Genomic DNA, 23,967 nt, shown 5'->3' on the forward strand with positions numbered 1-23,967 from the left:
GGTTGTGTGAGATGACTTCGGCGTTTATTATCAAGGAGTTACGAGGAGCGCGGGCTTTGAGACTGTTTTGCGGTAGGTCGTCGTTCCCTCCACCATTAACAAAAGACAAACCCGTCTCTCTGGGGTCATTCTCCGGGGTGACGGGTTTTCTTTTTTCCCTTGTTTCCAAAGGGTTTGCGCCCGTTTCACATCTTTCCAAAGCACCTCTTCGCACCATCGATTCTCCCCATCCTCCCGCCTTTTTTTCTCTGTTTGGCCCCTGATTCTCTGTTTTCTCCGGACCAAGTCCGAAGCTCGTCCGGAAAGCTACATCCTTGATTGATATGGGTTTGCGGCTGGTTGCCGTTTTGGGCGGTTGTCTTAGGTCATCGCTCGATGCCGCAACCGGACGTTTTTTTCGAAATCACCCGCCTCGGCCATGAAAAGAAGCGTGGTCAACTCCGGTTTCCTGCCCCCGAAGAAGAAAAGCCGACGCTGATGGTCGGCTCTCTGGGGTGGTCTCCGGTCCGGTCGTCAGTCGGTGGCGAAGCCGAACTGGCGGCGCTGCTCGGCCCAGTCCTCGGGGAAGGTCTGGGTCAGCTTGGCCAGCGAGAGCCCGTTGGGTTCCTCGCCGTTGATCAGGGCTTCGACGATGTCGGGGGCCAGGGTCGTCAGCTTGAGGATGCGGGCCACATACGAGCCATCGACGTCGAGGGTACGGGCAAGCTCGCTGATGGACTTGATCTGGCCGGATTCGAGGATGTCGGCCCAGGAAAAGGCCCTTGCCAGAGCCTGGAGGACGGCGGACTGTACCGGCTCCTGCGCCCCGGGGATATCTCCATCCAGGGCCTTGGGCGCGATGACCGTCTTGCGGCCGCGCATGCGCCGGATCAGCATCGGGATGTGGATCTGCAGGTTGCCGTTGTCGGCTACGGTAATGGTCGGCTTCATTTTCATCGGCTTACCCTCCGTTCGGTGACTTCGCATGCCAGACCAGCCAGCTCGGCGATGAGTGTTGTCAGCCCGTTGGTGCGCAGCTCCATATCGATTCCGGTCTCGCGGATCTCGACCTTATCCACCAGGAGGCGGATGAGCCGGTTTCGCTCCACCGGGAAAAGGTCTTCCCAGAAGCCCTCGACATTCTGGAAGGCCTCCGACACATCCTGTTCCGTGATGCTGCTCCCCTGGTAGGCTCTGCATCGCTCGCTCACATGGGTCAGTTGTTTCGAGAGCTCGACCGCCTGGCGATTGACCGTCGTCAGCATTTCGGTCTTGCCCGACTGATCGCTGCCGGGTTTCATCAGTTCGATGGCTTGCTTCCGCGCCTGCGACAGCTCCATTTCGAGTTGGGCTTTCTGCTTGAACAGCCGCTCCCGCTCCACCTGCTCGATGTCCCGGGCCGCGAAGTAGGTTTTGGCCACCAGCGTCGGCGTGCGGAACACCGCGCTCAACTGCTCGACCACGGCCTGCTCGATGTCCCCGGCGGGAATCCGTTTGAGGGGGCACCGGCTCACGGTCCGCTTGCTGTCCTTCTGGCAGATGTAATAGGTGTAGTGGCGGCCGTTCTTGCGGGCGTAGGTCGGTCCCATCGCGCATCCGCAGTGGCCGCAGCGGATGACGCCTTTCAGCGGGGCGACCATTTTGGTTCTTGCCATGGAAACCTTGACCGGTTTGTTGTCCTCCAGGATGGCCTGCACCTTGTCCCAGGTCGTCCGGTCGATGATTCCTTCGTGCTCACCGGGGTAGCTGCGATCCTTGTGGGCAATCTCGCCGATATAGACCCGGTTGTTCAGCAGCCGGTAGATGTGGCCTGTATTCCATTCTGAGCCCTCGCGAACCTTGCCTTTCTTGGTGGTCCAGGCTTTTGTGCGGTATCCCTGTTCGTTCAATTCCTGGCCCAGCTTCTTGGCCGAGCCGATCTGGATGAATCGGCGGAAGATGTACTGCACCGTCCTGGCTTCATCCGGGTTGACCAGCAGCTTCTTGTTGTCTCGGTCGACGTCGTATCCAAGAATGGGTACGCCGCCGCAGTATTTCCCCCGGCGCTTGGCGGCCGCCACCTTGTCCCGGATGCGCTCGGCGATGACCTCCCGCTCGTACTGGGCGAAGGTGATCAGGATGCCGAGAAACATTCGGCCGGTGGGGTCGGTGGTGCTGAAGTGCTGGGTGACCGAGACGAAGCTGACACCCTTCTCGTTGAAGAGGTCGATCATCTTCATGAAGTCCAGCAGCGAGCGGGACAGCCGGTCGACCTTGTAGACCACGATCACGTCAATCTTCCCGGCATCGATGTCCGCCAGCAGGCGACGCAGCCCCGGGCGCTCCATGTTTCCACCCGAGAATCCACCATCGTCGTAGCGATCCGGCAGAGCCGTCCAGCCACGCATCCTCTGGGCTTCGATATAGTGTTCCGCCGATTCCCGTTGCGCATCCAACGAGTTGAACTCCTGTTCGAGACCTTCCTCGTGGCTCTTGCGGGTGTAGATGGCACAGCGCAGGGTCTTGTTTTTGCCCGGCGCGACATTGCTGTTATCAAGCATCCGAACCTCCCTCGGCTTTTCTGCCGTAAACCTTCTTCAGTCCGAAAAAGACCTTGCCGTTCCACCTGGTCCCGGTGATCTCCCTGGCCACCGCGCTGAGCGACCGGAAGGTGCGGCCTTCGAACTCGTAGCCATCGGCAAGGACGATCACCTCATAGCGCCGGTCGTTCCAGACCCGCACCAGTCTGGTCCCGGGCAGGATCGCTTCGTTCGATTTCCGCTCTTCTGGGATGCGTCGATTGACAGTGGCGACCGGGTCCTCCTTGGCGGCCTGCTGGAGATGGACCTTGGCCTGTTCGGACAGCCCGCCGTAGAAAAGCTCCTGGATGCGATAGGCCAGCCGCTTGATGAGGAATTGTTTCTTGTACTGGGGTGGCTCTTCTCCGTAGAGGTCGAGCCATTTTTCCCGGAGCTGTTCCAGGGACATGGATTGCAGCAGGGCCATCTGCCGAAGGACTGAGTTTCGGGTTCGGTCCTGATTCTTGCCGCCGGTGGCGGCGTTCTGTAACTCATTCATTTTCAACTCCTTATTTTGGTTTCCGGACGAGTTGTCATGAATGAATGCTCTGTTCCGGCAATGAATCAAGTCCTTCTCCGAGCACGGGGGAAGAATCTTCGAAAATCTCTAACTCATTGCCTACACATGCTTTTTTTGCCTTTCGGCGCAGGACCGCCGTGGCCAGAATCGAGGCGGCTGACTGGAGCCTCGCCTCACTCGACAGGCGGCCGGGTTTGCCGTTTTCGCCAAGGTCATCAAGCCCCGGCCCATCATTCATTTCCTGTACATCCAACATCGAACACCTCCGGTGGGACCGGGGGGCTGGATGGTGTGGATGCCAGAAAACGGCGGCGGTCGGGATGCGCGTTCGATGGCACCCACAACCGCCTCAGCTCCGCCTCTGGTCGGTTATCTGGTTTCTAACTACTCGTCCGGTTTCAAACCGGCATTCTTCAATGCCTTACCTACCGAGGGGCTCGTGGAAGTGTCGGAAATCAGGTGTGAGATTATTTCTTGACCTGATATGCATCAGGTTTATATTATTAGGGTTTGCTGGCGCATTGCGCCTTTTTGTCTTTCAACAGAAATGGAGACGCCATGGGCAAAGCGAAGACGGATGAGATAACGCCGTTGCAGCGGAAAACGCTCGAAGCGATATGTCGTTTTGTCAATGCCAAGGGCTTCCCTCCAACGGTGAAGGAACTGAGCGAGATCTTTGAAATCAGCCCGGCGAGTGCCCACGACCGGATCAACCAACTGGTGCGCAAGGGATACCTGAAGAGAGAGGACGGGAAGTCTCGCGGCATTGCCGTCGCCCGCCGTCCCAGAGAGATGGCCGCCGCCCTGGTAGCTGTACCGATTGTGGGCGTGGTGCCCGCTGGCAGCCCCATCCTGGCCGAAGAGAACATCACCGGCCAGGTGCTGGTCGAGTCAGCCGTGGTTCGTTCCGGAAAGCACTTCGCACTCCGTGCGGTGGGTGACAGCATGGTCGGTGCCGGTATCAACGATGGTGATTTGATCATCGTGCGGCAGCAGCCCATCGCCGAGGACGGAGACATCGTTGTCGCGCTTCTCAACAACGAGGCAACCGTCAAGCGGCTGAAAATCAAAGACGAGCTCATCGAATTGGTGCCCGAGAACCCGGAGGTACGAAAGATCCGGATCAGGCCGGAGGATGACCTTCGAGTTTTAGGCAAGGTCGTTGGATGGAAACGGAATTGATCGAGACAGACATGGAAGAGTAACGACAAAACGACAGGAGTAATTGATGGCAACTTTTAACCTACGCCGCTTTTCGAAGCCGGAGATGCTCCGGCGAATCGACAGGAAGCATCTCATTGCCTTTCTGGAACCTCATGCCGCTTATTTTTCAGCTCGCGGCGTAGAGTTGCCACCAGTCCAGCAGGAAGATGGCCTGGACTACAACGCCCTCAGCCACCTTTTGCTGACGCCGGACAGTACGACCCCGGATGATCTGGCCGAGGCGCTGTTTTATGTGAATGAGGTTTCGACCCCCGAGGGTTTTGACTCCATTCAGGATGAGATCGCCGGAACGGACATCGACGTGGAAATTGGCGAGAACGCCGCCCCTGCAGACTTGGCGATCCAGGTTTGGATGGCTGACCGGGAAATCATCGAGAAGGTACACGCCGAGCAGTTCTTCATGAACGTCAGGTCCTTCGAGTATTTTAAGACCAAGAAAAACCCGCTGCCGGATTTCGTGCTGCCATCCGAGGAAACCCTCGCGGCCCTTGAGTCCGATCTCGACGAATGGTTTTCCAAGAAACGTCGAGGTAAGTATTCCAAGGTATTCGTCTATCCCAAAGAGGGTCACACATGGTACCTCGTGCGCCATGGCAAGCCCTATGCCCGTGAGGCGGTCATTGAGGCCGGTGAGTCCACCAGCCAGTATTTTCGTCCTGAAAAATTCGACGTGCTTGCATACAACCCCGTCATCGGGGAGATCCGTATGAACGCAGAAACCAAAGGTGAGAAGGAGCTCTACCGCAAGAAATTTGGATTTCACCTGTTCGGAGACGAAGAGTTCTTCAACGAACGCAGCCGATTTGACCTGGAACCTTTGCGGCAAATTGGTGAGGACGCGCTCCTATGTGACGACGTCGATGGCATCGAGTATGTCAGGCTCAAGGAAGTTCAGGTCTTTTGGGGCGGCGCTCATAAGGACGTCGAGATTCGTCGGTCCGAGGATCTGTTTGCCTCCCTTCGTGATCGGGAAAAATCCCTTCCCGCAGGCGGAAAGATCGTGAAGGCAAGCTTCCAGATTAAATTCGACGGTTCGAAGACGCCCAGGTCGGTCACCTTGAGTTCAGGCAACCGGGCGCAATTCAAGCGGGATGGTGATGCCGAGGTTATCGAGCGCTGGCTCGGACTCAGGGGCTTTATTGTCGGAGCCGGAGGGACATCGGATGAGTGATCCCTTCTGGGCATATCTGGAGAGATTGCCTGGAAAGTCGGCGGCGCTGTTCGATTGGGATAAGGCGCTCTCCGGTTGGGACCGATACCCGTTGTTTCGGGATCACTTCCTTCAACTGACCAAGAATCACGCGACCGCCGTGGATTGCCCAACGGAATGTGGCCTCGGATGCCCACGGAGTGTTGTCACCCATGTGAAGACCAACATCCGGGCCATCTGCAATGAAAAGGAATATCCAGCCGTCCAACTCACCACAAGGCAGACCCTGATCTACCGGCTCAAGCAGTCAGCCATCAATGGCGCTATCTGCACGGCCTTGGGAATAGAACACCGAGAGTCGAAACTCGATGGACTGCCCCATACATGGAGACTGGGCGATTTCATACCCACGGCGGGGATGGACTTCCCGGTTGTTCTGACGATGCAGGACAGCATGGATGCGCTGGCAGAGGTCGTTCGATCATTATGTCTCTCGATCCCCAAGCCCTTTGTCCTGATCGCGCCCACGCGCCTTCATCTTAGTCCTGCAGTTGAAACACTGCTGGCGCAGAGAAGCAGCCCCTTCATTGCGCTGAACGAAGAACTGCACTTGGGAGATGTACCACGGTTTATGACCCGTCGGGACAAGGCCGCAATATTCGCACCCCTTATCGGCCAGGTGCCTGAGCCGGATTCTGGCGGCACGGTATTTTTTTCAACACCGCCGGGCACCACATGGGCGCAAATCAAGATTCAATTCCGTGATGGCCATACCGTCACAATATGGGCGGGAGATCAGAGCGGTCGATACACCTATACGCAAATGGGAATGGCGAGCAGGAAGAATGGCAATCCTACCGAACAATGGAAATTGCTTGAGGGGTTTGCCAACTCCCGTGGCGAGATCGACTGGCACAGCCGATACGCGTCGGACAAACTGAAGAAACAGAAGCAAGAGCTGTCGAAGCACCTGCGGGAATTCTTCCGGCTCGATGACGATCCCATCGAATGGATCAAGGACACCAAGACCTACCGGTGTAAGTTCCGCATCCTCCCGGAAGGTGCCGAGGTTTACTGACCACCCTTTTTAGCGCCCGACAAATCTATAGCCCCGATTCAGGATTCTGGATCGGGGCTTTTTGCGTCTTGGAGGCCCGCTCGGTGAAATTTCACTGGGGCCGGGCAAAAAAAGTTAAAAAAGTTTTCCTCTGTAAATCCACCACCAATCAGAGCCTTACGGGCTTTCCTCCTTCTTGAGCCAGGGCGTTTTTGGGGGTCGCAACGAAAATTCGCCAAAGCAGGGTGACAGGTCTGGTGAACACAAAAAGTTCACGACCGCCACCCGGGAAATTCATGCCGGACCTGTCTCCCGGTCGGTCCAGAAATGAAGGAGGTTCGGCATGAACCAGACAAGCAAAGCACACCTCACCCCACCGAAGCGGCGACTCATCGAGTTGATGCAGGACATCAACTTCGGCCGCATCACCAACATTCCGGTCCGCGACGGCGAGCCGGAACTCACCCCTGATACGGTCATCGAGCGCGAGATCAAGCTGGGCGGACAGAGCGGTCCCCGGCCCGAGCGCGACCAGGATGACTTCATCCTCAAGCAAGAGGTCGTGGCGCTGCTGGAGCATCTCGCGCAGATGGGCAGCGGAAAAGTCTGCCTGCTCGAAATCAAGCACGGTCTCCCGTTCCTGATGCGCATCGAGGAACGGGCAGCCTGAACACGTAACGACCTGAACCCTTAGACACTGGACAACAAGCTGGACGCATGGCGGAGGCTGTTGTGGGTGTCGCCGAGCCGAATACGGCAATTGGCGGCGTACCTGCGACCCCTTCGCCCACGCGACAGCTTTGTCCTGTGATCTGGCCCGTGCCGACACCCACGCGGACCTCCTCCTCGCTCCGAGGAGGCCCCGATGGTTTCACAGAATTCTTACGACGGCATCGACAAGTATGCCGCCAACCTCATTCGGCACAAAGCACGTCAACTCGTAGGCAAGGCCGGATTCACCGAGGACGACAGACACGACCTCGAACAGGAACTGATGATCGATCTGCTGCAGCGGATGCGGCATTTCAATCCCGCCAAGGCCAAGAAGACCACCTTCATGGCCCGGATCGTCGAACGTCACATCTCCACCATTTTGGAGGCCCGGTTCGCCCAATGCCGGGACTGGCGGCTCTGCCAAACCTCACTCAACGAACCCCTCGACAACGGCGAAGGCGACACCACCGAGCGGATCGACTTCCTGGACAGCGAAGGCTCTCTGGGAAGCGGCACCCGCGAGACAAGGGAGCGTCTCGCCCATGAGATCCGCATGGATCTCGACCTGGCCATCGCCTCGTTGCCGGAAGAGCTCCGGAATCTGTGCGTGCGCCTGCACGACAGCACCATGGCCGAAATCGCCCGGGAGATGGGCATCCCCAGAACCACCCTCTACGACCGGCTGAGCAAGCTGCGGGACGCGTTCCGCGAGGCCGGGCTTGAGGACTACCTGTGATCTCCGACGCATCGGCTCCGGCTCCGGTAAGTAAGCACCGTGCCGCATGGTGCGGCTATCCGGGGCCTCGGAAATCTGAACCTGAACGAAAGAGGAGTTCAACCATGACTCACGACACCTACAAGTACCGTTTTGACGAGTCGGTCCCGGCCCAGGAACTGGAAGACACTTTCATGCTGGCGATGCTGGCCGTCGAAAGCCTGCATGGCCGTTCCCGTGTGCGGATGGAGAGCCGGTTCAATCTGGACAAGGCCCGACGCACCTGCGTGATAGACGCCTCCACCGATGTCGGCAGCGACCTCGCCCGCATTTTCACCGGCTTCGCCACCAAGGAATACGGCGAACGCTCGGTCCTGATCGAACGTACCCAGCCGTCGGGTTGCGCCTGTGCCTCCAAGCATCGCGCAGCGCCCGCCGCCGAAGCGGGGGTGGCGGTATGAGCGAGCTGATGACCACCACCTATTCCATGTGGCGGCTGTTCCGCAACTGCCGCATGGCCTGCAAGTGGCGCTACATCGACGAGCTGGTGCCGCTCGAGCGCGACCCCAATCTGGCCTTCGGCTCGGTCATCCACGACTGCCTGGAGTGCTGGCACGGCGAGCGGAATCTGTCCAAGGTCCTCGACCATATCGACCGGACCTATCCGAACCGGGCGCAGGACGACCATCAACAGGCCGACTGGCATCTCGCCCGGGCCATGATGAGCGCCTATGCGGAACACTACCCGGCCGAAGAGTTCGAGGTCGTCGCGCTCGAGAAAACCTTCGAAGGTCCCATCGTCAACCCGGCGACCGGGGCGACCTCGCGCAGTTTCATTCTCGCCGGGAAGGTGGACGGCATCGTCCGTCAGGATGGCCAGTATTTCCTACTGGAACACAAAACCGCCTCGCAGATCGACGCCAGCTACCTGGAGCGGCTGTGGACCGATTTCCAGATCATCCTCTACGCCTGGTACCTGGAGCAGACCCTCGGCATCACGGTCAGCGGCATCATCTACAACGTCCTGGTCAAGGCCAAGTTGCGTCAGGGCAAGGGTGAGACCGAAGCCGAATTCGAGGCCCGGCGGGCGGAGCTGATCGCCAAGTCGAAAACCGGCAAGAGCAGCGCCAAGCGCAAGCTGCCGGAGGACGACGAAACCTTCCAGCAACGGCTCCAGGAGAAGTACCTCGAGCCGGGCATGTTTCATCGCGAGGTGCTCTACATCTCCCGCGACCAGTTCGAGGAACTGCGGGCGGAGCTGTGGGAACTCTCCAAGGCCATGCTCGACGCCCGTCGGCGCGACATCTTCTACCGCAACACCAGCTACTGCTTCCAGTACGGAAGGCCCTGCGCCTACTTCCAGCTCTGCCGCTCGGGCGGCAACCCCAACGTCATCGAAAACCATTTCCAACGGATCGCCCCGCACGAAGAGCTGCGGGACGGAGCCGGTGAAGACGCCGCTCCGGTGTTCTGAAATCCCAACCATAAGGAGACGAAGCCATGCTTCCCAAGACCAAAAGCAAACCCAAACACACGCTCTCGGATCTCACCGCCCTGGTGTACGGCCCGAGCAAGATCGGCAAGAGCACCTGGTGCTCGAAGGCCGATGACGCACTGTTCCTGGCGACCGAGCCGGGCCTGAACGCCCTGGAGGTGTTCCAGACCCCGATCACCTGCTGGGACGACCTCTTGCAGGCCTGCGCCGAGATCGCCGAGGGCAAGCACGAGTTCAAGACCATCGTCGTCGACACGGTGGATAACGCCTACAAGATGTGCTCGGACTACGTCTGCAAGAAATTCAAGATCGAGCACGAATCCGACCTGGGCTACGGCAAGGGCTACGCGCTGATCAACAACGAGTTCCAGCGCGTCATCAACAAGCTCGCCTTCCTGCCCTACGGGCTAATCCTGATTTCCCACTCCCAGGAGCGGGACATCGAGACCCGGACCGGCAAACACACCCGCATCGTGCCGACGCTGCCGGAAAAGGCGCGGAAGCTGGTCACCGGTCTGGTGGACCTGATCCTGTTCTGCGACCTGGACATGAAAACCGGCGAGGACGGCAAGCCTGTATGGCAGCGCGTGATGCGCACCAAGCCCAGTCCCAACTACGACGCCGGTGACCGCACCGGTCGCCTCCCCGAAGTCATCCCCCTCGATTTTTCGAGCTTCATGAAAGCCTTCAACAACACGGCAGCCGGAGCTGCGGCGAGTGCCGCCCGGCCGAAGCCGGAGCCGACCGCGAGTGCGGCGGCGAAACCCCAACAGTAAGGAGATCCGACCATGGAACACTACGAAAACCAATCCAACAGCAACCTCGACCTGGCGCAGTTCGACGACGCCTTCGAAACCGCCGAAGTCGAGGAACGTGAGTTCGAGGCCGTTCCCGACGGCAAGTACCAGGTCAACGTCGACCGGGTCGAACTGACCCGCGCCCAGACCTCGGGCAATCCCATGCTCAAGTGGACCCTGCGCATTCTCGCGCCGACCCACAAGGGCCGTCTGCTCTGGCGTAACAACGTCATGGCCAGCAACGAGAACATCAAGTGGCTCAAGCAGGACCTCTACACCTGCGGGCTGCAGCTTCAGAAACTCTCCGACCTGCCGGGCCACCTCGAGCAGCTTCTCAACATCAAGCTGGAGGTGACCAAACGCACTCGTGGTGAAAACGAGAACATCTACTTCAACCGTCGCATTGTCATGGCCGACGATGCCGGGGCTCCCGGCGCGGCGATGGACGACATGATCCCGTTCTGATGATGGACCGGATCACCGTTGTCGTCGACACCCGCGAACAGGAGCCCTACAGCTTCGATACAGACAAGGTTTCGGCGGTTCGCAAGGCGCTGCCCGCCGGTGATTACTCGCTGGTCGGCCTCGAGGAACGGGTGGCGGTGGAGCGTAAATCCCTGACGGATTTCGTCTCCACCGTCATCCGAGGGCGAAAGCGGTTCCATCGCGAACTGGAAAAGCTCTCCGCCTACGAATCCGCCTGCGTGGTTGTCGAGTGCAACTTTCGCGATCTGGTCGATGGCCGCTACCGCAGCGATGCCCACCCGCACGCGCTGATCGGAACGGTCGCCTCCATCGTCGTCGACTTCGGTGTCCCCGTCTACTTCTGCTCGGACCGGCAGGCCGCCTGCCGTTTTGTCGAGGAGTACCTGACACGTTTTCACCGGAGGATCGCGAGATGCCAAAAAGAAATGAGAGTAACCCGGCGCGACTCCGGGGAAGAATAGAGCGCGTTTACTATGCCGGACCCAAGTTCTCCGCAGGCCGACTGCTCACCCCGACCGGTGAGGAAGTCCAGTTCGCGGGCAATTTGTTCGCCCGTGAAAATCAGCCTGTGGTCCTGCTCGGGTCGTGGTCCACCCATCCCAAATACGGCCGTCAGTTCAAGGTCGACGGGATGGAGCACGATCTCGAACTCGATCCGGAGGGGCTGATCCACTATCTGGCCAACCATCCGGAGATCAAGGGCATTGGTCCGGCCAAGGCCAGATTGATCGTCGAGAGTTTCGGCGACGCCTTTGAAGAAACCCTTCTGAGTGACCCCGAACGCATCGCGCTGAAAGCCCGGCTACCCATGGACGCGGCCCGGCGGCTGCGCGACGAATGGTTGAAGAACCGCAGCGTCAACGCCGTCATGGCCTGGTTGTCGGCATTCGGCCTGACCCATCATCAGGTCACCACCCTGGTCGAAAGACTCGGCGGCAACTGCCTCGATATCCTGAAGGAAGACCCGTACATTCTCATTCGGGAGATCCGGGGATTCGGCTTCAAGAAGGTCGACAAGATTGCCCGCAAGCTGGGAACCCCCAAGGACCATACCCCTCGTATCCGGGCCGGGTTGAATTTCTGCGTCCGTGAAGCCCTGGACAATGGCCACTGCTGGATCGAATACGAGGATCTGGTCGACCAGGCCAATCTACTGCTGGTCATGGATGCCCTGGACAGCCGGGTTCGTATCGAGAGCGCCCTCGACGCGCTCATCGAAGAACAGGCGCTTTCCTGCGATTCCCACGGCGGGCGTTTCGTGGTCGCTCTGCCGGAGATCGTCCGCATGGAGCGGGAGCTGGCCGCGCTGTTCGGCCAGGCCGAAACACCCAACCCTCATTTTCAGTCCGTCAAGAAATTCGATGCTCTGATTCGGCGCTGCGCGGCGACGCTGAACGAGAAGCAGCTCGACGCAGTGCGCTCGGCCCTCCAACACAGCATCAGCCTGATCTCGGGTGGAGCCGGTTCGGGCAAGAGCTACACCATTTCAGTCATCAACACCATCTGCGAGGAGAGCGATCTGGAGGTCGTGCTCGCCGCGCCGACCGGCAAGGCAGCCAAGCGCCTGGAGGAAGTCAGCGGTCGCAGCGGCACCACCATTCACCGTCTGCTCGGCTATGACGGCAAGGGTTTCTCGCGCAGCAAGGAGAATCCCATCGATGCCGACGTCTTGGTGGTCGACGAGTTTTCGATGGTCGACGTGCCGCTGGCCTGGCACCTGTTCGAGGCGGTCGATTTGTCGCGGACCACGGTGCTGCTGGTCGGGGACCACAACCAGCTTCCGCCGGTGGGACCCGGAAACATACTGCGCGATCTGATCCAGACACGCGCCATCCCCACGGTCATCCTCGACAAGGTCGTGCGCCAGGCTGGCGTCCTCAAGGAGAACTGCACCGCCGTTCTTAAGGGCGAGGTGCGCAAGACCAGCGAGGCGTCGGTATCCGGATGCCGGGATTGGTATCTGGTGGATCAGTTCACCGACCCGATGGCGGCACGCTCGTTCCTGCTGGAGTTGTTTCAGGAGCGGCTCGATGCCCTGGGTTTCGACATCATCAAGGACGTGCAGGTGCTGACGCCGACCCACAAGGGGCCGCTCGGCACCAAAGAACTGAACGAGGAACTGCAGCGGCTCATCCAGCGCAAACTCTGGAACACCGAAGTACCGCCGGTCGCCATAGGCCGCCGCGCCCCGTTTCTCAAGCACGACAAGGTCATCCAGACCCGGAACAACTACGACCTGAACGTGATGAATGGTGCCATCGGCTATGTGGTCGATGTCCTCGCGAACGGCACCCTGGTCATCGACTTCGATGGCATGCCGGTGGAGCTGGAGAAAGGGTCGCCCGACCTTCAGGACCTGCAGCTCGCCTATGCGCTCACCATCCACAAAACCCAGGGTTCCGAGTTCCTCTGCGCCGTGGTGGTGGTCCACAAGGCACATTCCTTCATGCACCACCGCAATCTGCTCTACACAGGAGTGACCCGCGCCCGGCGCACCGCCATTGTCCTGGGCGACCATTGGGGCATCCAGAATTGCGCCAAGCGTTGCCAGGTGGATGACCGTCGGACCTTTCTGCCCCTGTTTCTGGACGCCGCCCAGCACGCGGAGGCCGATTTCGCCCGTGTCGCGGAGGTCGAATGAGTATGGGCGGAACGGATAACGTCAGGGAGTATTACCGGCTCGTCACCGAGATGGACATCGGTGACGTGGCCCGGGCACTCCTGCCGGGACGGATCACCCAAGAGACCGGCCAGCGCTTGATGTGCGACTGCCCCAACCATCAGAGCCAGTCGCGTCTGTCGCTGCACGTGATGCTCGACAAGCAGGGCTGGTACTGCTTCGGCTGCGGAGTCGGCGGTGATGTGCTGCAGCTCGTTGAGTTCATTCAGACGGGCTCGGTCACCGCCGGGCAATCCGGTCCGATGCCGGACAGCCACCGTCAGGCCCGGGACTATCTCGCCAAGAAGGCGGGCTTGCCGCCGCTGTCGCGCTATGGCCTCAGCCAGGAGCGTCTGGCCCAGACAGAGGCCGACCGCGCCTTCGAACTGCGGGTCAAGGACGCGCTGACCGCGCTGGCCAGGCTTTACCACGCCAGGCTCAAGGAGTCGCCGGAGGTCCTCGACTGGCTGAAATCCAAATACGCCCTGAGCGAGGAGACCATCGACGATCTCCTGATCGGCTACGCGGACAACGCGTCCGGCGCGGTCGCCCAACTGACCCGGGGCGAAGACGGCTTCTCCAAGCGGGAGCTTGCCGCCACCGGCGCTTTCCGGCCCACGAGCCAGGATGGCCTGACGCCATTTTTCGAGCGCCGCATCGTCTTTCCCTACTGGAGCCGTGGCCGGGTGGTGTTCATGATCGGCCGCAAGACGCCGTGGACCCCGGACGTGGGCTGGGAGCAAGGGAAATACAAGAAACTGCCGGTTCACGACGAGCACCAGCGGCCCTACGTCGCCGACTTCATCAACAACGCGCTGCTGTTCAACGAGGACTGCCTGCTGGCCAGGCCCGGCAAGGTGATCATCACCGAGGGGGTGACCGATTGCCTGGCGCTGATGCAACTGGGCCTGCCCACCGTGTCGCCGGTCACCGTTCGCATCCGGGCCGCCGATTGGGAGCGCCTGATCCCCAAGCTGCGCGGCGTCGAAACCGTCTACATCTGTCAGGACAACGAACTCTCCCAGGCCGGTCTCAAGGGGGCGCTGCAAACCGCTCGCACCCTGGCCGAACACAAGATCGACACCCGCCTGGTGACGCTGCCCTTGTCGGAGACACAGATCTCGGCCCGGCAGGAGCTGACCAAACGCTTCGGCCTGACGGCGAGCGTGGGGCCGAAGGAGCTGGCCAAGCTGCTGGCGGGACGTCCCGCCGAAGAGATTCAGGCGGCCGAGGCGCTTCTCGCCACCGCCAAGATAGACGTCAACGATTACATTGCCGCCGGGCATACCCGGGAGGATTTCGAACGCCTGCTCGCAGAAGCCAGCACGCCCATCGAGTTCGGCGTGCGCTCGCTACCCGAGGGCGCTGATGAGGAGGAACGCAACCGCCTGCTCGAACCGATCCTGAGGGAGATTTCCGAGCAGTCGCCGCTGGAACAGGCCCGCCTGCTGAAGCTGGTGCAGGAGCGCATCGGCGGTGGCGTTTCGATGGCCACCCTGAAAGAGCAGATCCGCGCCATCCAGAAGGACCGCAAGGTCGAGTTCCGTAATGAAAAGAAGAAGGCCAAGCGGATGTCCGGCGCGATGCCCGGATCATGCCGCGCCCGGGTCGACGAGGTGCTGATCGACACGGAACTGGAGAACGGCGCTCCCGACTACACCCTGGCCGCCGAGGCTGCCTACGACTGGTTCAACGCCAACGGTGCCCAGTTCTTTCACACCCTGCAGGGCGAGCCGTTCATGTATTTCGACAACGCCATCTACTGGATGGATTCACCGGACCGGGGCCGCAAGCGCCATTACGCGGCCATGCTCTACAAGCACACGGGTATGGTGCCGACCACGGGCGGCGGACGGACATTTTTCGAGGTGCTGCCCAGCCTGGCCATGATCCGTGGCCAGGTGCGCGACCATTTCTCCTGGCTGCACACCGATGTGGCCTCCTACACCGTCTATTTCAATCTGAACAACCCGGAGCACGAGATCGCCAAGATCACCCCGGACGAGATCCGGATCATGAAGAACGGCGGCAACGAGGACGGCATCATCCTGGACGGCTCGCGGAAGATGAAGCCGCTGAAATTCCTGCCCGACGCCGACCTCGAAGAGGCGGACCGGCTCCTGGTCGATCTGCTGGTGGGCAACATGACCTGTCCGCAGGGGGATCGCTTTCTCATCCTTTCCTGGCTCTCCTGCTTCCTGCTGATCGATTTCGCCGGGACGCGGCCCATGACCCGCTTCGAGGGCTCGGCCGGATCGGGCAAGACTACCGCCAGCAAGATCACGTCGACATTGCTTTACGGCGAGCCCCAGCACAAGAAGGCCACCGACGCGGCGAACTACACCGATGGCTCGCAGAACCCACTCATCGTCCTCGACAACATCGAGGTCAAGCAGATGACCGAGGATCTGACCACCTTCATGCTGACCAGCATCACCGGCATCGCCAAGGAGAAACGCAAGAGCGGCACCGACAGCGAGACCATCACCGAGCGGACCAAATGCCTGCTGAACACCACCGGCATCGAGCCGCTGTGCGGGGAACTTTCGGAGATCCTGTCGAGGTCCTTCGTCATCAACTTCGACCTCGCCAACCAGGCCAGCGACTGCTTTCTGGAATCGGAGGTCATCTCGGCCATCCAGCAGAACCGGGATCTGATCATCTCGGCCATCATGAAGCGGACCAGCCATGTGCTGGCGATGATCCGGGACGGAGCCCAGAAACAGGTCATGCGCCTGCTGCACCGAACCATGCCGACCCATGGCAAGCGCCGTTGCAACGACTATCTGAGCCTGATGTACCTGATGATGCTGGCCGGGTCCGAGGATCACGAGGTGACTACCGGACTTGAGGATCTGAGCCCGCTGTTCATCGAGCAGATACATTCCATCAACGACACCAGCCAGGAGATGGCCCGGGAGTCGAACCCCATCGCCACGGCGCTGGCGTCGCTCTTCCACGCTTATCGGAACGCGGTGGAGCTGGACGAGAAGGCCCGCTACGGCGAGGACGACCGGGCAAACCATGTGGTGGGGTTCATCGAACGCTACCAGGTGAGGTTCGAGAACGAGAACACCATGGAACCGGTGTCTGCGGGAAGGCTGCTCGCGGCTCTGCGCAGGGTCGGCCGGGAATTCAACCTCGAGTTCGAATACAAGAAGCCCGCCCAGCTCGGTCGGCGCATCAGCAACGACCTGGACGTCATCCGGGACGCCGGGTTCGACATCGACCGGCAGCGCAACGCCCACACTAAGAACTTCGAGTATTGGATCAGCGCGAACAGGGGGAAATGAAGGAGAACTGGTGAGTTATGCCTGTAATAGACGACGTTGCAGCAAGGTCTGCATATCACGGCGGCCGTCGGCAATCACCATGACATAAACATTTTCGGCCATGACTCGATAGATGATGCGGTAGGGTTTGAAAAATATCTCACGGTACTCGCGAAGCCCTATGGCCAGCAGTTCTTTTGGATAGGCTCCTCGCTCCGGGTTCTCGGAGAGGCTCGAAAAGGCCTTCTCTATTTGATCGAGAACGTAATCCGCTTTTCCCGGCGCGTCGTGGGATGCAATGTAGTCGTACAACTCCTCCAAATCCCGTGACGCATCGTCGGTCAGAAATATCTGGAAGGTCATCAGCGACTCTTGCTCCGGTCGCGAAGCCGCTGGATGACATCACCGGCGGGCTGGACTTTGCCTTCCTCGATCTGACGCGAGCCGAGCGCGAGGATCTTCAGAAGGGCCATGGTCTCCTGGGTCTGCTCATAGCTTTCGATGTCCTGCATCACGACCTTGGCTTCGCCATTCTGAGTGATGACCAGGGGTTCACCTTGCCCGGACATGTTGCGCACGATTTCTGCGGCATGGGCTTTCAGGTAACTGATCGGTTTGATTTGGCTCGATAGCTTCATATCCATCCTCCTTTGTATGACCAAATATAGTCCGAAAACAGGTCAACTGTCAATCTGAAACGCTCCGAGTCGCCACCGTGGTGGCTTGGAAAATCATCCAGGACGCTCTCGGGCGTCCTTTTCTTTTGCGGTGGTGCGGTGATCACCGCTCTCTCTTGCGGTGGATGGCCACCGCACGCCAAACCCTTGCCAGATAAGGCTTTCATGCCTTTTGCGGTGGTTGCGGTGGTAAATCCAGAGGTCTCACCCCCTATGGGTTGAAATATTTTTTCTACCTACCAACCCGACATCCCACGCCAGGCAAATTCCGGCCCAGCGTGAGAGACATTCCCCAAATACCACCGCAACCACCGCACTCTCTCTTCTCTTTCTTCATAACTATCTAAAAACAAATAACAAACAAAGAACTACCCCCTGCGGTGGGACAAGAAAACCTTCCACCGCACGACCACCGCAACCACCGCACATATCCACCGCAGCGGGTGGTCACCGACGGTTTCAGGGCAGCTCCGGTAAGTAACGGGAAAAGCGATTAACCCGTATTTCTGGAGCCCGAAGCCATGAGCCTTCTGAAAACCATGATCAAGCACACCGCCGGAGGGCAGGAAGCCTCGGCCGGATGTGAAACCCCATTATTACCACCGCAACCACCGCAGCCCGCCATCTATGTCTCCACCGGGCTCGACATCCACGAGATCGAAGACGCCCGCGACTGGCCTGAAGACATGGAGATCGACGGCACGCTGTGTCGCCGTCTGTCGCCTGAATACTTTGCCTGGCTACGTTCCCGCATGGTCACCGCCCAAACCGCGCACAAGGCCGGAAAGCTCCCCGAGGATGCCTGGAATACGCTGCGGCAGCGATTCAACGCCATGCAGGAACTGTCCATCCGGGAGTTCGGCAAGGAACACTTGCAGGAGGTCCTGCAGTCCTTTTCCCCGAAGAACTACCGGCCACCCGCGCTTCGTCCCGAGTCCCAGGAGAAACCCGTCGAAGCTCCCAGAAAGGACTGGATTTATCCCGGGAACCAAGCTTGGAAATGTAAGCAGCCGGTGACTTCCCAGGCTGTCGCCAAGGTCGACGCCATCCGTGAGGAGGCCATGGCCAAGGGCTGGTCCGAGGCACGCCTCTATCAGAACCAGGGCCGGTTTCGGTTTCCCTGCGGCGAGGACTACGGCCTGGTCTGCTTCGTCGATGGCGATCAGGAGATTGGCGAGGTCACCGAGCGTTCTATCGAAATTATCCATGGGCCGAAGTCCGGGCGTCCCAGCACGCTGCGGTTCTACAACCCGGACGTGCCGCAGCCGTGGATGAAGAAAGTGGAGGATTGAGCCGTGAAGAAAAAGAAACGTTACGCCAACGCCAAGGATGTCCTGCCCGAGGAACTCTTCGAGCAGATCCAGAAGCACTACACCGGAATTCTCTGGGTTTCAGCACCGAGCCGGTTTTACCAGGAACGCCGTGACCTTGTGCTTGCCCTTCATATACAGGGGATCAGCAGCCAGGAGATCTCCAACCTCGCCGGTGTGACCACCCGCCGGGTCAACCAGATCATCGCCGCCGAACGAAAAAACTGCCAGGAGCAGTTTTTCGCGCAAGCCCCGGAGGGGTGAGCCCCAGGGATGGGGTGAACAAAACAGGATCGGGACCGACAGTTGGCCGCCGCTTCCGGTAAGTAACCCCTGAACCGGCGGGAGCGCGTTTGGAGGCTAAATTGGTCTCCCGCCCCGCATCCCGGCATAAAAGAACAAACATTGGCAGGAAATCGATGTGACTTTGAGCAAACCTGACAAAGAGACAATGGACCGCTGGCACCGCAACGAGGGCAAGACAGAACCGCCCCGGCGCGGCCCTGGTGCGCCTGAAGGCAATCAGAACCGCCTGCGTCACGGCATCTTTGCCGACCGCTGTCTGACCCCGGAAGAGAAGGTCATGTTCGACGTGATCATCGAGCGTCTCAACCAGGACTTCGTGTTCAACAAGTCCAGTGACTTCCTTCAGGTCGAACTGGTGGGCGTCTACTCCGTCAAGCTGGTCCGCGCCCAGATCGAAGGGAACACCCAAGCGGCCGAGAGCCTCGACCGCATGATCCGCTGCCACATGAAGGATCTCAAGACCACCAAGATCGCCCGCGAGGGTGAGGAGCCGCAAGGTCCCCAGACCTCTCCGGCGGAATGGGCGGCGGCGCTGCTCGAGAAAGTGGCCGAGGCTGCCAACGCCCCGGGCGCGAAACCCTCCGGCCGCAAGAAACGCGGAAAGAATTGCGGATAACACCATGGAGGGCTTTTCCGATGACCCCGGCACACGGCGACTTGCAGCAGACAACTTCACGTGGAATTGCGGATAAGACGTGTTCCTTGCACTTTCGGAATCGGCATTCTCCGGCTGCCGATCATCATTTCCACTCCTCGATTTCTTCCTGCAGCTCTCGATATCCGCTTGGCATGTGTGCGCATAAGCCGAGCCGCATAACCCAAGTAGATATTGGCATGTTCGCGCCGGAGTTCTCTCACACAACCCAAGTAAATATTGGCATGTCGAGCCCCAGGCAGAACCGGCCAGGCCCCGCAAACAGCCATTCCTTCGGCAGCGGCCCTCACATAAGCCAAGCAGATATTGCCATGTGTGTTCCGCGCCTGGAGCGCACAAGCCAAGCAGTTATAGCCATGTGCGGCCGACAGACAGCGAAGGAGAAATTACGGTCAATCGATATTTCATGTCGCACATCCCTGTGCTCCACCCCTCCGGGGCGGCCTGCGGCCGTGCAAAACGGCTGTCCTGCCGTTTTGTCCCGCTCCGCCCGGGAGGAAGAGACCCTCCGTCATGATCATTCATCATCGGCGGATGTGTTCTTCTGCGGGCACTGTCATTCACTGTCTTCGACACTGTCTCGGCCAACGAAAACAGGAGCAGCCGAGGCCGCTCCCATCGTCGGGTCCGGAAGGATCAGAGGCGTTCGAGGGCTTCCTCGAGCTGACCGTCCACGAGGTGGGTATAGATCTGGGTGGTGGACACGTCCCGGTGCCCCAAGGCCCGTTGCACCACGAGCAGGTCATTGGTCGCGCTGTAGAGGTGGGTGGCGAAGGTATGCCGTAGCCCGTGCGGCGTCAGTTCCTTTTCGATCCCGGCTTTTTGCAGCCAGTGGGCGAGCCGGTTGGCAATCTGCCGCTGGCAGAGTCTGCCGTCCCGGTTCGACAGGAACAGGGCTTCCATTTCCGGACGGCCATGTCGGCGGCGCTCGGCCAGGTAACGGCGCAGCAATGTGCGGAGGTCGGTCTTGATGAACTTGACCTGCGGTACATTCCCCTTGGCCCGCACCCGCAGATGTTTGGCGTCGAGGTCGATGTCATCCATGTCGAGCGCGGCCAGCTCGCCAAGCCTGATCCCGGTGCCCAGCAGCACCTCGATCATGGCGCGGTCGCGCAGAGCGGAGAAGTCGGTCCGTCCCTTGAGTTCCTTGAGCAGTCGTTTCTTTTCGGCGGTGGTCAGGAACACCGGCAGCTTTCTCGGCAGCCGATGCATGCGGATGGACCGGGCCGGATTGTCATCGACCACGCCAGCCTCGGAGGCCCAGGCGAAAAAGGCCCGCACCGCCGCCTTCATCCGATGGAGCGAGGCCGCCGAGCGTGGGCCGCGCCCGCTCTCGGTGACCGCCCCGGCGGAGAACGCCCGGTCGAGGAGCCCGGCCGTGATCGCCCGGCAGATGATGCCCGGGGCCAGCTCATCGGCAACGCGGGCCACCAGGGCAAGGTCCCGGCGGTATGCGGCTATGGTCGCCGGGGAGCGTCCTTCGGCCGACAGGCGGGCACAGAACGCCTCTGTCGCGCCCGTCAGGTCGAGGTCAGCCGTTCGGTTGCTCATCGCTGGACTCCTTCACCCTGCTGTGACCCATGGGTGTGCTCTTGGGCAGCGGCAGCTCCTCGATGCGCCCCGATTCCCTGGCCCATACCATCATCATGCGGAACACCCGGACGGTCTTGGCGACGGTGCGTTCAGCCCGCTCCTTGCCGTCGGGGAGTTTGAGCAGCAGATCCGACTTGTAGAACTTGCCGACCTGGGGAAGCCGGATCTCGGTGAGCTGGCGATCCGCCCCAAAGAAGACCTCCACTACATCGAGGTCCTTCCGGTAGGTGTAAAGGGTCCGCTCTTTCTTTCCGGATTCCCGCAGGTGGCCGATGAAAGCCTCGGCGGCTTGATGCACGGTGCATTCGGTCATGTCGATGTCTCCTTTGTCGGTGGCCCGGTGTGTTCAGGACAGGAACTCGTCCAGCTCCCGCAGCAGTTCCTCGACGTGACCGAGGGAGCCGACGCTCGCCCAGGTGATGTCCGGCTGCTTCGCGTCTGCTTCGAGCTTGCCGCGAATGCCCTCGATCAGCCGGGCGATATTCTCCTGCTTTTCTCGGTACGCCTTGAGTGCCTGCTGGCGGTTTCTGTCGTAGGTCATGGCCTGCCTCCGGTTCCGTTTTCGTGGATGCGGGACCATCCCGCGTCACATCCAATGACGCTTCTATTTCGTTGGAAATCAAGTGTTTGCAGAGATCTTTCTGCATGTGCCCCAAACCCATAACCCAAAGGAGATCAACATGTTGAAGAAGACCCTCGAATGGACCATCCCACTGGCGCTGGCCGGGATCATGACCGGCTGCGCCACCTACCGGCCTCCGGCCCAGATCCAGTCGGCGGTGGCCACCGTCAACCGCCACACGCCCGAGTACGTGACCGAGGCCAACAAGGCGCTGCGCGAGGTCGGCCACCCGGACGCCGAGCGCCTGACCGGAGTCGGTCTGCGCCTGCAGACCGCCGTGGACGCCCTTGACCAGTGGGCCAACGGCTCGAACCGGGAGGCAGGCCAATGAAAGAGATCCTTCAGGAAAACAGCGATGCCGTTCGCCAGGCCGGTGAGGCCCTGGTCGAAATCGGCACCGAACTGGCGGCGGGACGGATCGAGAACGCCCTCGGCCGTCTGGAAGCGGCCCAGCAGCAGTACCGGGCCTGGGCGGAGTTGGACCAGGCCATCATCGACATTCAGGAGGCTGTCCACGACAGGAAGAACACTCTGGCTGTGCAGCAGATCCTGACGGAACTGGTGGGCACCATCCTCGGCAGCGCCTTGAGGACGGGAATGCACTGATGGCGGTAACCGACAAGGAGCGCAAACTTGCGGCGACCCTGAGCGATCCCGTGTTGTGGGGGCAAGCCTACCTCTACAACCGGGATGGCTCAGGCCGCGACTATTGGCCGCATCAGGTGGAGGACCTGCGCTGCCCGGCCAAGAACATCATCCACCTCGACGGCCGGGACGTGGGCAAGTCCATCGTTCTCTCGACCGACGCGCTCCATTACGCCTTCACCACCCGAGGCGGCCAGGGCCTCGTCGCGGCTCCGCACCAGGGGCACCTCGATACCATCATCGAGGAGATCGAGTTCCAGCTCGACACCAACCCGGATCTGATGAACAGCATTGCCCTGACCAAGTACGGCAAGCCCAAGATCCACCGCAAACCCTACTTCAGGCTGGAGTTCACCAACGGTTCGGTTCTCTATTTCCGCCCGGCCGGGGCCTATGGCGACGCCTTCCGGTCCTTGCATGTCGGCCGCGTCTGGGTCGATGAAGGAGCCTGGCTGACCGAACGGGCCTGGAAGGCGCTGCGCCAGTGCCTCAAGGCCGGGGGAACCCTGCGCATCTACTCCACGCCCAACGGCCTGCGCGACACCACCTATTACCGGCTCACCTCGTCGGATCAGTTCCATGTGTTCCGCTGGCCGTCCTGGCTCAATCCCCTGTGGACCGAAGACCGCGAAGCCGAACTGCTGGAGTTCTACGGCGGCCGCGACAGCTCCGGCTGGCAGCACGAGGTGGCCGGTGAACACGGCAAGCCCTCCTACGGGGCCTTCAATGTCGAGCAGTTCAACCTCTGTCGGCAGGATCTGCTGGAGTATCAGAAGATCGTCATCACCGATTCCGAGCTACGCGATTGCGACACCGAGGAAGCGGCCCACGACCGGCTGGAGATGCTGCTCAACCTCACTCCCCGCAGCGGGCAGTTCTGGGTCGGCGGCGACCTGGGCTACACCAACGACCCCACCGAGATCGTCGTATTTCAGGAGATGGAGATCGGCGAGCGGACGCTGCTGAAGATGATCCTGCGCGTGCATCTTGAACACGTTTCCTATCCGCACATCGCCCAGATCATCGCGCTGCTGGAGCGTTACTACACCCCGGCTGGCATCGGCGTGGACAACGGCGGGAACGGTCTGGCGGTGGTTCAGGAATTGCTCACGCTGGACAAGTACAAAGGGCTGGAGCTGGAAGGCAGGCTCAAGGGATACGACTTCGGCGGCATGACCCGGCTGGCGGTGCGAGACGGCAAGGAAATCAAGAAACGGACCAAGGAGCTGATGACCAGCCTCATCAACGGAGCCCTGCAGCGTAAGCAGGTCATTTTCCCCTCGGACGACCTGGAGGTGGAAGACCAGTTCACCACCCACACCTACACCCTGCGGGACGGCAAGATCATCTATTCCAAGGGCAACGACCACATCATCGACGCGGTGCGCTGCGCCATGCTGATCCGGGAGGAAGGCAACCTCGACCCGGTCGGTGAAGAGGTGGTCTCGCTCAAGCCGGTGCTCACCAATCCGGTCTTCATCTGATCGCATCCTCCGACGCTTTCCACCCCGCTCCGGTAAGTAACCGGCATCG

28 protein-coding genes are annotated in these 23,967 nt (G+C 60.3%); 19 read left to right on the forward strand and 9 right to left on the reverse strand.

Going from position 1 to position 23,967, the window contains the following annotated elements; all coding sequences use genetic code 11:
* The coding region (locus G452_RS21980) for a hypothetical protein (protein ID WP_211213493.1) at positions 1-263 on the forward strand (263 nt) is incomplete at its 5' end.
* A gap of 250 nt (positions 264-513) precedes the next feature.
* On the opposite strand, the gene G452_RS0107695 is transcribed toward G452_RS21980, so the two are convergent.
* The 4 genes from G452_RS0107695 to G452_RS0107710 are packed head-to-tail and all read right to left on the reverse strand — an operon-like array spanning position 514 to position 3,313.
* Positions 514-936 carry a hypothetical protein gene (locus G452_RS0107695; protein ID WP_022661685.1) on the reverse strand — a complete coding sequence of 141 codons (423 nt, stop codon included), beginning with the start codon at positions 934-936 and terminating at the stop codon, positions 514-516.
* On the reverse strand, positions 933-2,519 hold the full coding sequence (locus G452_RS0107700; RefSeq protein WP_022661686.1) for a recombinase family protein: 1,587 nt from the start codon (positions 2,517-2,519) through the stop codon (positions 933-935). The genes G452_RS0107695 and G452_RS0107700 overlap by 4 nt, the downstream gene beginning before the upstream one ends.
* Positions 2,512-3,036 (reverse strand): DUF2924 domain-containing protein, encoded by a 525-nt coding sequence (locus G452_RS0107705; protein WP_013219093.1) that lies wholly within the window; start codon positions 3,034-3,036, stop codon positions 2,512-2,514. The genes G452_RS0107700 and G452_RS0107705 overlap by 8 nt, the downstream gene beginning before the upstream one ends.
* 34 nt (positions 3,037-3,070) lie before the next feature.
* A complete protein-coding gene (locus G452_RS0107710) occupies positions 3,071-3,313 on the reverse strand; it encodes a hypothetical protein (protein WP_027189106.1) in 243 nt (80 codons plus the stop codon).
* Positions 3,314-3,615: 302 nt separating this feature from the next.
* On the opposite strand from G452_RS0107710, the gene lexA reads away from it, so the two are divergent.
* The 12 genes from lexA (at position 3,616) to G452_RS0107770 (ending at position 16,647) form a co-directional block, all read left to right on the forward strand.
* Complete coding sequence (lexA, locus tag G452_RS0107715; RefSeq protein WP_022661687.1) at positions 3,616-4,239, forward strand: transcriptional repressor LexA; 624 nt, start codon at positions 3,616-3,618, stop codon at positions 4,237-4,239.
* 46 nt (positions 4,240-4,285) lie between these two features.
* Positions 4,286-5,452, forward strand: coding sequence for a hypothetical protein (locus G452_RS0107720; RefSeq protein ID WP_022661688.1), 1,167 nt, complete (start codon positions 4,286-4,288; stop codon positions 5,450-5,452).
* Positions 5,445-6,509 carry a hypothetical protein gene (locus G452_RS0107725; RefSeq protein ID WP_022661689.1) on the forward strand — a complete coding sequence of 355 codons (1,065 nt, stop codon included), beginning with the start codon at positions 5,445-5,447 and terminating at the stop codon, positions 6,507-6,509. The genes G452_RS0107720 and G452_RS0107725 overlap by 8 nt, the downstream gene beginning before the upstream one ends.
* 322 nt (positions 6,510-6,831) lie before the next feature.
* The gene (locus tag G452_RS0107730) at positions 6,832-7,158 is read left to right on the forward strand and encodes a hypothetical protein (RefSeq protein WP_011367849.1); all 327 of its coding nucleotides are present in this window, start codon (positions 6,832-6,834) and stop codon (positions 7,156-7,158) included.
* Between the two features lie 195 nt (positions 7,159-7,353).
* Positions 7,354-7,938, forward strand: coding sequence for a sigma-70 family RNA polymerase sigma factor (locus G452_RS0107735; RefSeq protein WP_022661690.1), 585 nt, complete (start codon positions 7,354-7,356; stop codon positions 7,936-7,938).
* 104 nt (positions 7,939-8,042) lie between these two features.
* Positions 8,043-8,378 carry a hypothetical protein gene (locus G452_RS0107740; protein ID WP_011367847.1) on the forward strand — a complete coding sequence of 112 codons (336 nt, stop codon included), beginning with the start codon at positions 8,043-8,045 and terminating at the stop codon, positions 8,376-8,378.
* Positions 8,375-9,391: a PD-(D/E)XK nuclease family protein gene (locus tag G452_RS0107745; RefSeq protein ID WP_022661691.1), complete on the forward strand. Its 1,017-nt coding sequence runs from the start codon at positions 8,375-8,377 to the stop codon at positions 9,389-9,391. The genes G452_RS0107740 and G452_RS0107745 overlap by 4 nt, the downstream gene beginning before the upstream one ends.
* 26 nt (positions 9,392-9,417) lie before the next feature.
* Positions 9,418-10,188 carry an ATP-binding protein gene (locus G452_RS0107750; RefSeq protein ID WP_022661692.1) on the forward strand — a complete coding sequence of 257 codons (771 nt, stop codon included), beginning with the start codon at positions 9,418-9,420 and terminating at the stop codon, positions 10,186-10,188.
* 12 nt (positions 10,189-10,200) lie between these two features.
* The gene (locus tag G452_RS0107755) at positions 10,201-10,674 is read left to right on the forward strand and encodes a DUF669 domain-containing protein (RefSeq protein WP_011367844.1); all 474 of its coding nucleotides are present in this window, start codon (positions 10,201-10,203) and stop codon (positions 10,672-10,674) included.
* Complete coding sequence (locus tag G452_RS0107760; RefSeq protein WP_011367843.1) at positions 10,674-11,156, forward strand: ERCC4 domain-containing protein; 483 nt, start codon at positions 10,674-10,676, stop codon at positions 11,154-11,156. The genes G452_RS0107755 and G452_RS0107760 overlap by 1 nt, the downstream gene beginning before the upstream one ends.
* Positions 11,108-13,336, forward strand: a complete 2,229-nt coding sequence (recD2, locus tag G452_RS0107765; protein ID WP_027189107.1) for an SF1B family DNA helicase RecD2 — start codon at positions 11,108-11,110, stop codon at positions 13,334-13,336. The genes G452_RS0107760 and recD2 overlap by 49 nt, the downstream gene beginning before the upstream one ends.
* Positions 13,333-16,647 (forward strand): CHC2 zinc finger domain-containing protein, encoded by a 3,315-nt coding sequence (locus G452_RS0107770; RefSeq protein ID WP_022661694.1) that lies wholly within the window; start codon positions 13,333-13,335, stop codon positions 16,645-16,647. The genes recD2 and G452_RS0107770 overlap by 4 nt, the downstream gene beginning before the upstream one ends.
* Before the next feature lie 15 nt (positions 16,648-16,662).
* On the opposite strand, the gene G452_RS0107775 is transcribed toward G452_RS0107770, so the two are convergent.
* Both G452_RS0107775 and G452_RS0107780 read right to left on the reverse strand, forming a co-directional pair.
* Positions 16,663-16,989 (reverse strand): type II toxin-antitoxin system RelE/ParE family toxin, encoded by a 327-nt coding sequence (locus tag G452_RS0107775; RefSeq protein ID WP_022661695.1) that lies wholly within the window; start codon positions 16,987-16,989, stop codon positions 16,663-16,665.
* Positions 16,989-17,264: a type II toxin-antitoxin system Phd/YefM family antitoxin gene (locus G452_RS0107780; protein WP_020886703.1), complete on the reverse strand. Its 276-nt coding sequence runs from the start codon at positions 17,262-17,264 to the stop codon at positions 16,989-16,991. Before G452_RS0107780 ends, G452_RS0107775 begins: the two co-directional genes overlap by 1 nt.
* A gap of 560 nt (positions 17,265-17,824) precedes the next feature.
* Between G452_RS0107780 and G452_RS0107785 the strand changes: the two genes are divergently transcribed.
* From G452_RS0107785 to G452_RS0107795, 3 genes are all read left to right on the forward strand, one after another.
* Positions 17,825-18,595 (forward strand): hypothetical protein, encoded by a 771-nt coding sequence (locus G452_RS0107785; RefSeq protein ID WP_022661696.1) that lies wholly within the window; start codon positions 17,825-17,827, stop codon positions 18,593-18,595.
* A gap of 3 nt (positions 18,596-18,598) precedes the next feature.
* A complete protein-coding gene (locus G452_RS0107790; protein ID WP_022661697.1) occupies positions 18,599-18,877 on the forward strand; it encodes a hypothetical protein in 279 nt (92 codons plus the stop codon).
* A gap of 157 nt (positions 18,878-19,034) precedes the next feature.
* A complete protein-coding gene (locus G452_RS0107795; protein WP_022661698.1) occupies positions 19,035-19,535 on the forward strand; it encodes a hypothetical protein in 501 nt (166 codons plus the stop codon).
* A 675-nt stretch (positions 19,536-20,210) separates the two neighbouring features.
* Here the strand turns inward: G452_RS0107795 and G452_RS0107800 are convergent.
* From G452_RS0107800 to G452_RS0107810, 3 genes are read right to left on the reverse strand one after another with little or no spacing between them, the layout of a single operon-like run.
* Positions 20,211-21,125: a tyrosine-type recombinase/integrase gene (locus tag G452_RS0107800; RefSeq protein WP_022661699.1), complete on the reverse strand. Its 915-nt coding sequence runs from the start codon at positions 21,123-21,125 to the stop codon at positions 20,211-20,213.
* Positions 21,106-21,480, reverse strand: a complete 375-nt coding sequence (locus tag G452_RS0107805) for a hypothetical protein (RefSeq protein ID WP_011366958.1) — start codon at positions 21,478-21,480, stop codon at positions 21,106-21,108. Before G452_RS0107805 ends, G452_RS0107800 begins: the two co-directional genes overlap by 20 nt.
* A gap of 33 nt (positions 21,481-21,513) precedes the next feature.
* Positions 21,514-21,708 (reverse strand): hypothetical protein, encoded by a 195-nt coding sequence (locus G452_RS0107810; protein WP_011366959.1) that lies wholly within the window; start codon positions 21,706-21,708, stop codon positions 21,514-21,516.
* A 139-nt stretch (positions 21,709-21,847) separates the two neighbouring features.
* Here G452_RS0107810 and G452_RS0107815 point away from each other — a divergent pair, with 139 nt between their 5' ends.
* From G452_RS0107815 to G452_RS0107825, 3 genes are read left to right on the forward strand one after another with little or no spacing between them, the layout of a single operon-like run.
* Positions 21,848-22,120: a hypothetical protein gene (locus G452_RS0107815; RefSeq protein WP_011366960.1), complete on the forward strand. Its 273-nt coding sequence runs from the start codon at positions 21,848-21,850 to the stop codon at positions 22,118-22,120.
* Positions 22,117-22,395, forward strand: a complete 279-nt coding sequence (locus G452_RS0107820; protein WP_011366961.1) for a hypothetical protein — start codon at positions 22,117-22,119, stop codon at positions 22,393-22,395. The genes G452_RS0107815 and G452_RS0107820 overlap by 4 nt, the downstream gene beginning before the upstream one ends.
* On the forward strand, positions 22,395-23,918 hold the full coding sequence (locus G452_RS0107825; protein WP_022661700.1) for a terminase large subunit domain-containing protein: 1,524 nt from the start codon (positions 22,395-22,397) through the stop codon (positions 23,916-23,918). Before G452_RS0107820 ends, G452_RS0107825 begins: the two co-directional genes overlap by 1 nt.
* Positions 23,919-23,967 lie beyond the last annotated feature (49 nt).

It is taken from the genome of Paucidesulfovibrio longus DSM 6739 (assembly GCF_000420485.1).
Classification (GTDB): Bacteria; Desulfobacterota; Desulfovibrionia; order Desulfovibrionales; family Desulfovibrionaceae; genus Paucidesulfovibrio; species Paucidesulfovibrio longus.

What these genes read in the sequence shown, in the direction of transcription:
- G452_RS0107695 (WP_022661685.1), bottom strand. Translation starts at nt 936, where the DNA reads ATGAAAATGAAGCCGACCATTACCGTAGCCGACAACGGCAACCTGCAG.
- G452_RS0107700 (WP_022661686.1), bottom strand. Translation starts at nt 2,519, where the DNA reads ATGCTTGATAACAGCAATGTCGCGCCGGGCAAAAACAAGACCCTGCGC.
- G452_RS0107705 (WP_013219093.1), bottom strand. Translation starts at nt 3,036, where the DNA reads ATGAATGAGTTACAGAACGCCGCCACCGGCGGCAAGAATCAGGACCGA.
- G452_RS0107710 (WP_027189106.1), bottom strand. Translation starts at nt 3,313, where the DNA reads ATGTTGGATGTACAGGAAATGAATGATGGGCCGGGGCTTGATGACCTT.
- lexA (WP_022661687.1), top strand. Translation starts at nt 3,616, where the DNA reads ATGGGCAAAGCGAAGACGGATGAGATAACGCCGTTGCAGCGGAAAACG.
- G452_RS0107720 (WP_022661688.1), top strand. Translation starts at nt 4,286, where the DNA reads ATGGCAACTTTTAACCTACGCCGCTTTTCGAAGCCGGAGATGCTCCGG.
- G452_RS0107725 (WP_022661689.1), top strand. Translation starts at nt 5,445, where the DNA reads ATGAGTGATCCCTTCTGGGCATATCTGGAGAGATTGCCTGGAAAGTCG.
- G452_RS0107730 (WP_011367849.1), top strand. Translation starts at nt 6,832, where the DNA reads ATGAACCAGACAAGCAAAGCACACCTCACCCCACCGAAGCGGCGACTC.
- G452_RS0107735 (WP_022661690.1), top strand. Translation starts at nt 7,354, where the DNA reads ATGGTTTCACAGAATTCTTACGACGGCATCGACAAGTATGCCGCCAAC.
- G452_RS0107740 (WP_011367847.1), top strand. Translation starts at nt 8,043, where the DNA reads ATGACTCACGACACCTACAAGTACCGTTTTGACGAGTCGGTCCCGGCC.
- G452_RS0107745 (WP_022661691.1), top strand. Translation starts at nt 8,375, where the DNA reads ATGAGCGAGCTGATGACCACCACCTATTCCATGTGGCGGCTGTTCCGC.
- G452_RS0107750 (WP_022661692.1), top strand. Translation starts at nt 9,418, where the DNA reads ATGCTTCCCAAGACCAAAAGCAAACCCAAACACACGCTCTCGGATCTC.
- G452_RS0107755 (WP_011367844.1), top strand. Translation starts at nt 10,201, where the DNA reads ATGGAACACTACGAAAACCAATCCAACAGCAACCTCGACCTGGCGCAG.
- G452_RS0107760 (WP_011367843.1), top strand. Translation starts at nt 10,674, where the DNA reads ATGATGGACCGGATCACCGTTGTCGTCGACACCCGCGAACAGGAGCCC.
- recD2 (WP_027189107.1), top strand. Translation starts at nt 11,108, where the DNA reads ATGCCAAAAAGAAATGAGAGTAACCCGGCGCGACTCCGGGGAAGAATA.
- G452_RS0107770 (WP_022661694.1), top strand. Translation starts at nt 13,333, where the DNA reads ATGAGTATGGGCGGAACGGATAACGTCAGGGAGTATTACCGGCTCGTC.
- G452_RS0107775 (WP_022661695.1), bottom strand. Translation starts at nt 16,989, where the DNA reads ATGACCTTCCAGATATTTCTGACCGACGATGCGTCACGGGATTTGGAG.
- G452_RS0107780 (WP_020886703.1), bottom strand. Translation starts at nt 17,264, where the DNA reads ATGAAGCTATCGAGCCAAATCAAACCGATCAGTTACCTGAAAGCCCAT.
- G452_RS0107785 (WP_022661696.1), top strand. Translation starts at nt 17,825, where the DNA reads ATGAGCCTTCTGAAAACCATGATCAAGCACACCGCCGGAGGGCAGGAA.
- G452_RS0107800 (WP_022661699.1), bottom strand. Translation starts at nt 21,125, where the DNA reads ATGAGCAACCGAACGGCTGACCTCGACCTGACGGGCGCGACAGAGGCG.
- G452_RS0107805 (WP_011366958.1), bottom strand. Translation starts at nt 21,480, where the DNA reads ATGACCGAATGCACCGTGCATCAAGCCGCCGAGGCTTTCATCGGCCAC.
- G452_RS0107810 (WP_011366959.1), bottom strand. Translation starts at nt 21,708, where the DNA reads ATGACCTACGACAGAAACCGCCAGCAGGCACTCAAGGCGTACCGAGAA.
- G452_RS0107815 (WP_011366960.1), top strand. Translation starts at nt 21,848, where the DNA reads ATGTTGAAGAAGACCCTCGAATGGACCATCCCACTGGCGCTGGCCGGG.
- G452_RS0107820 (WP_011366961.1), top strand. Translation starts at nt 22,117, where the DNA reads ATGAAAGAGATCCTTCAGGAAAACAGCGATGCCGTTCGCCAGGCCGGT.
- G452_RS0107825 (WP_022661700.1), top strand. Translation starts at nt 22,395, where the DNA reads ATGGCGGTAACCGACAAGGAGCGCAAACTTGCGGCGACCCTGAGCGAT.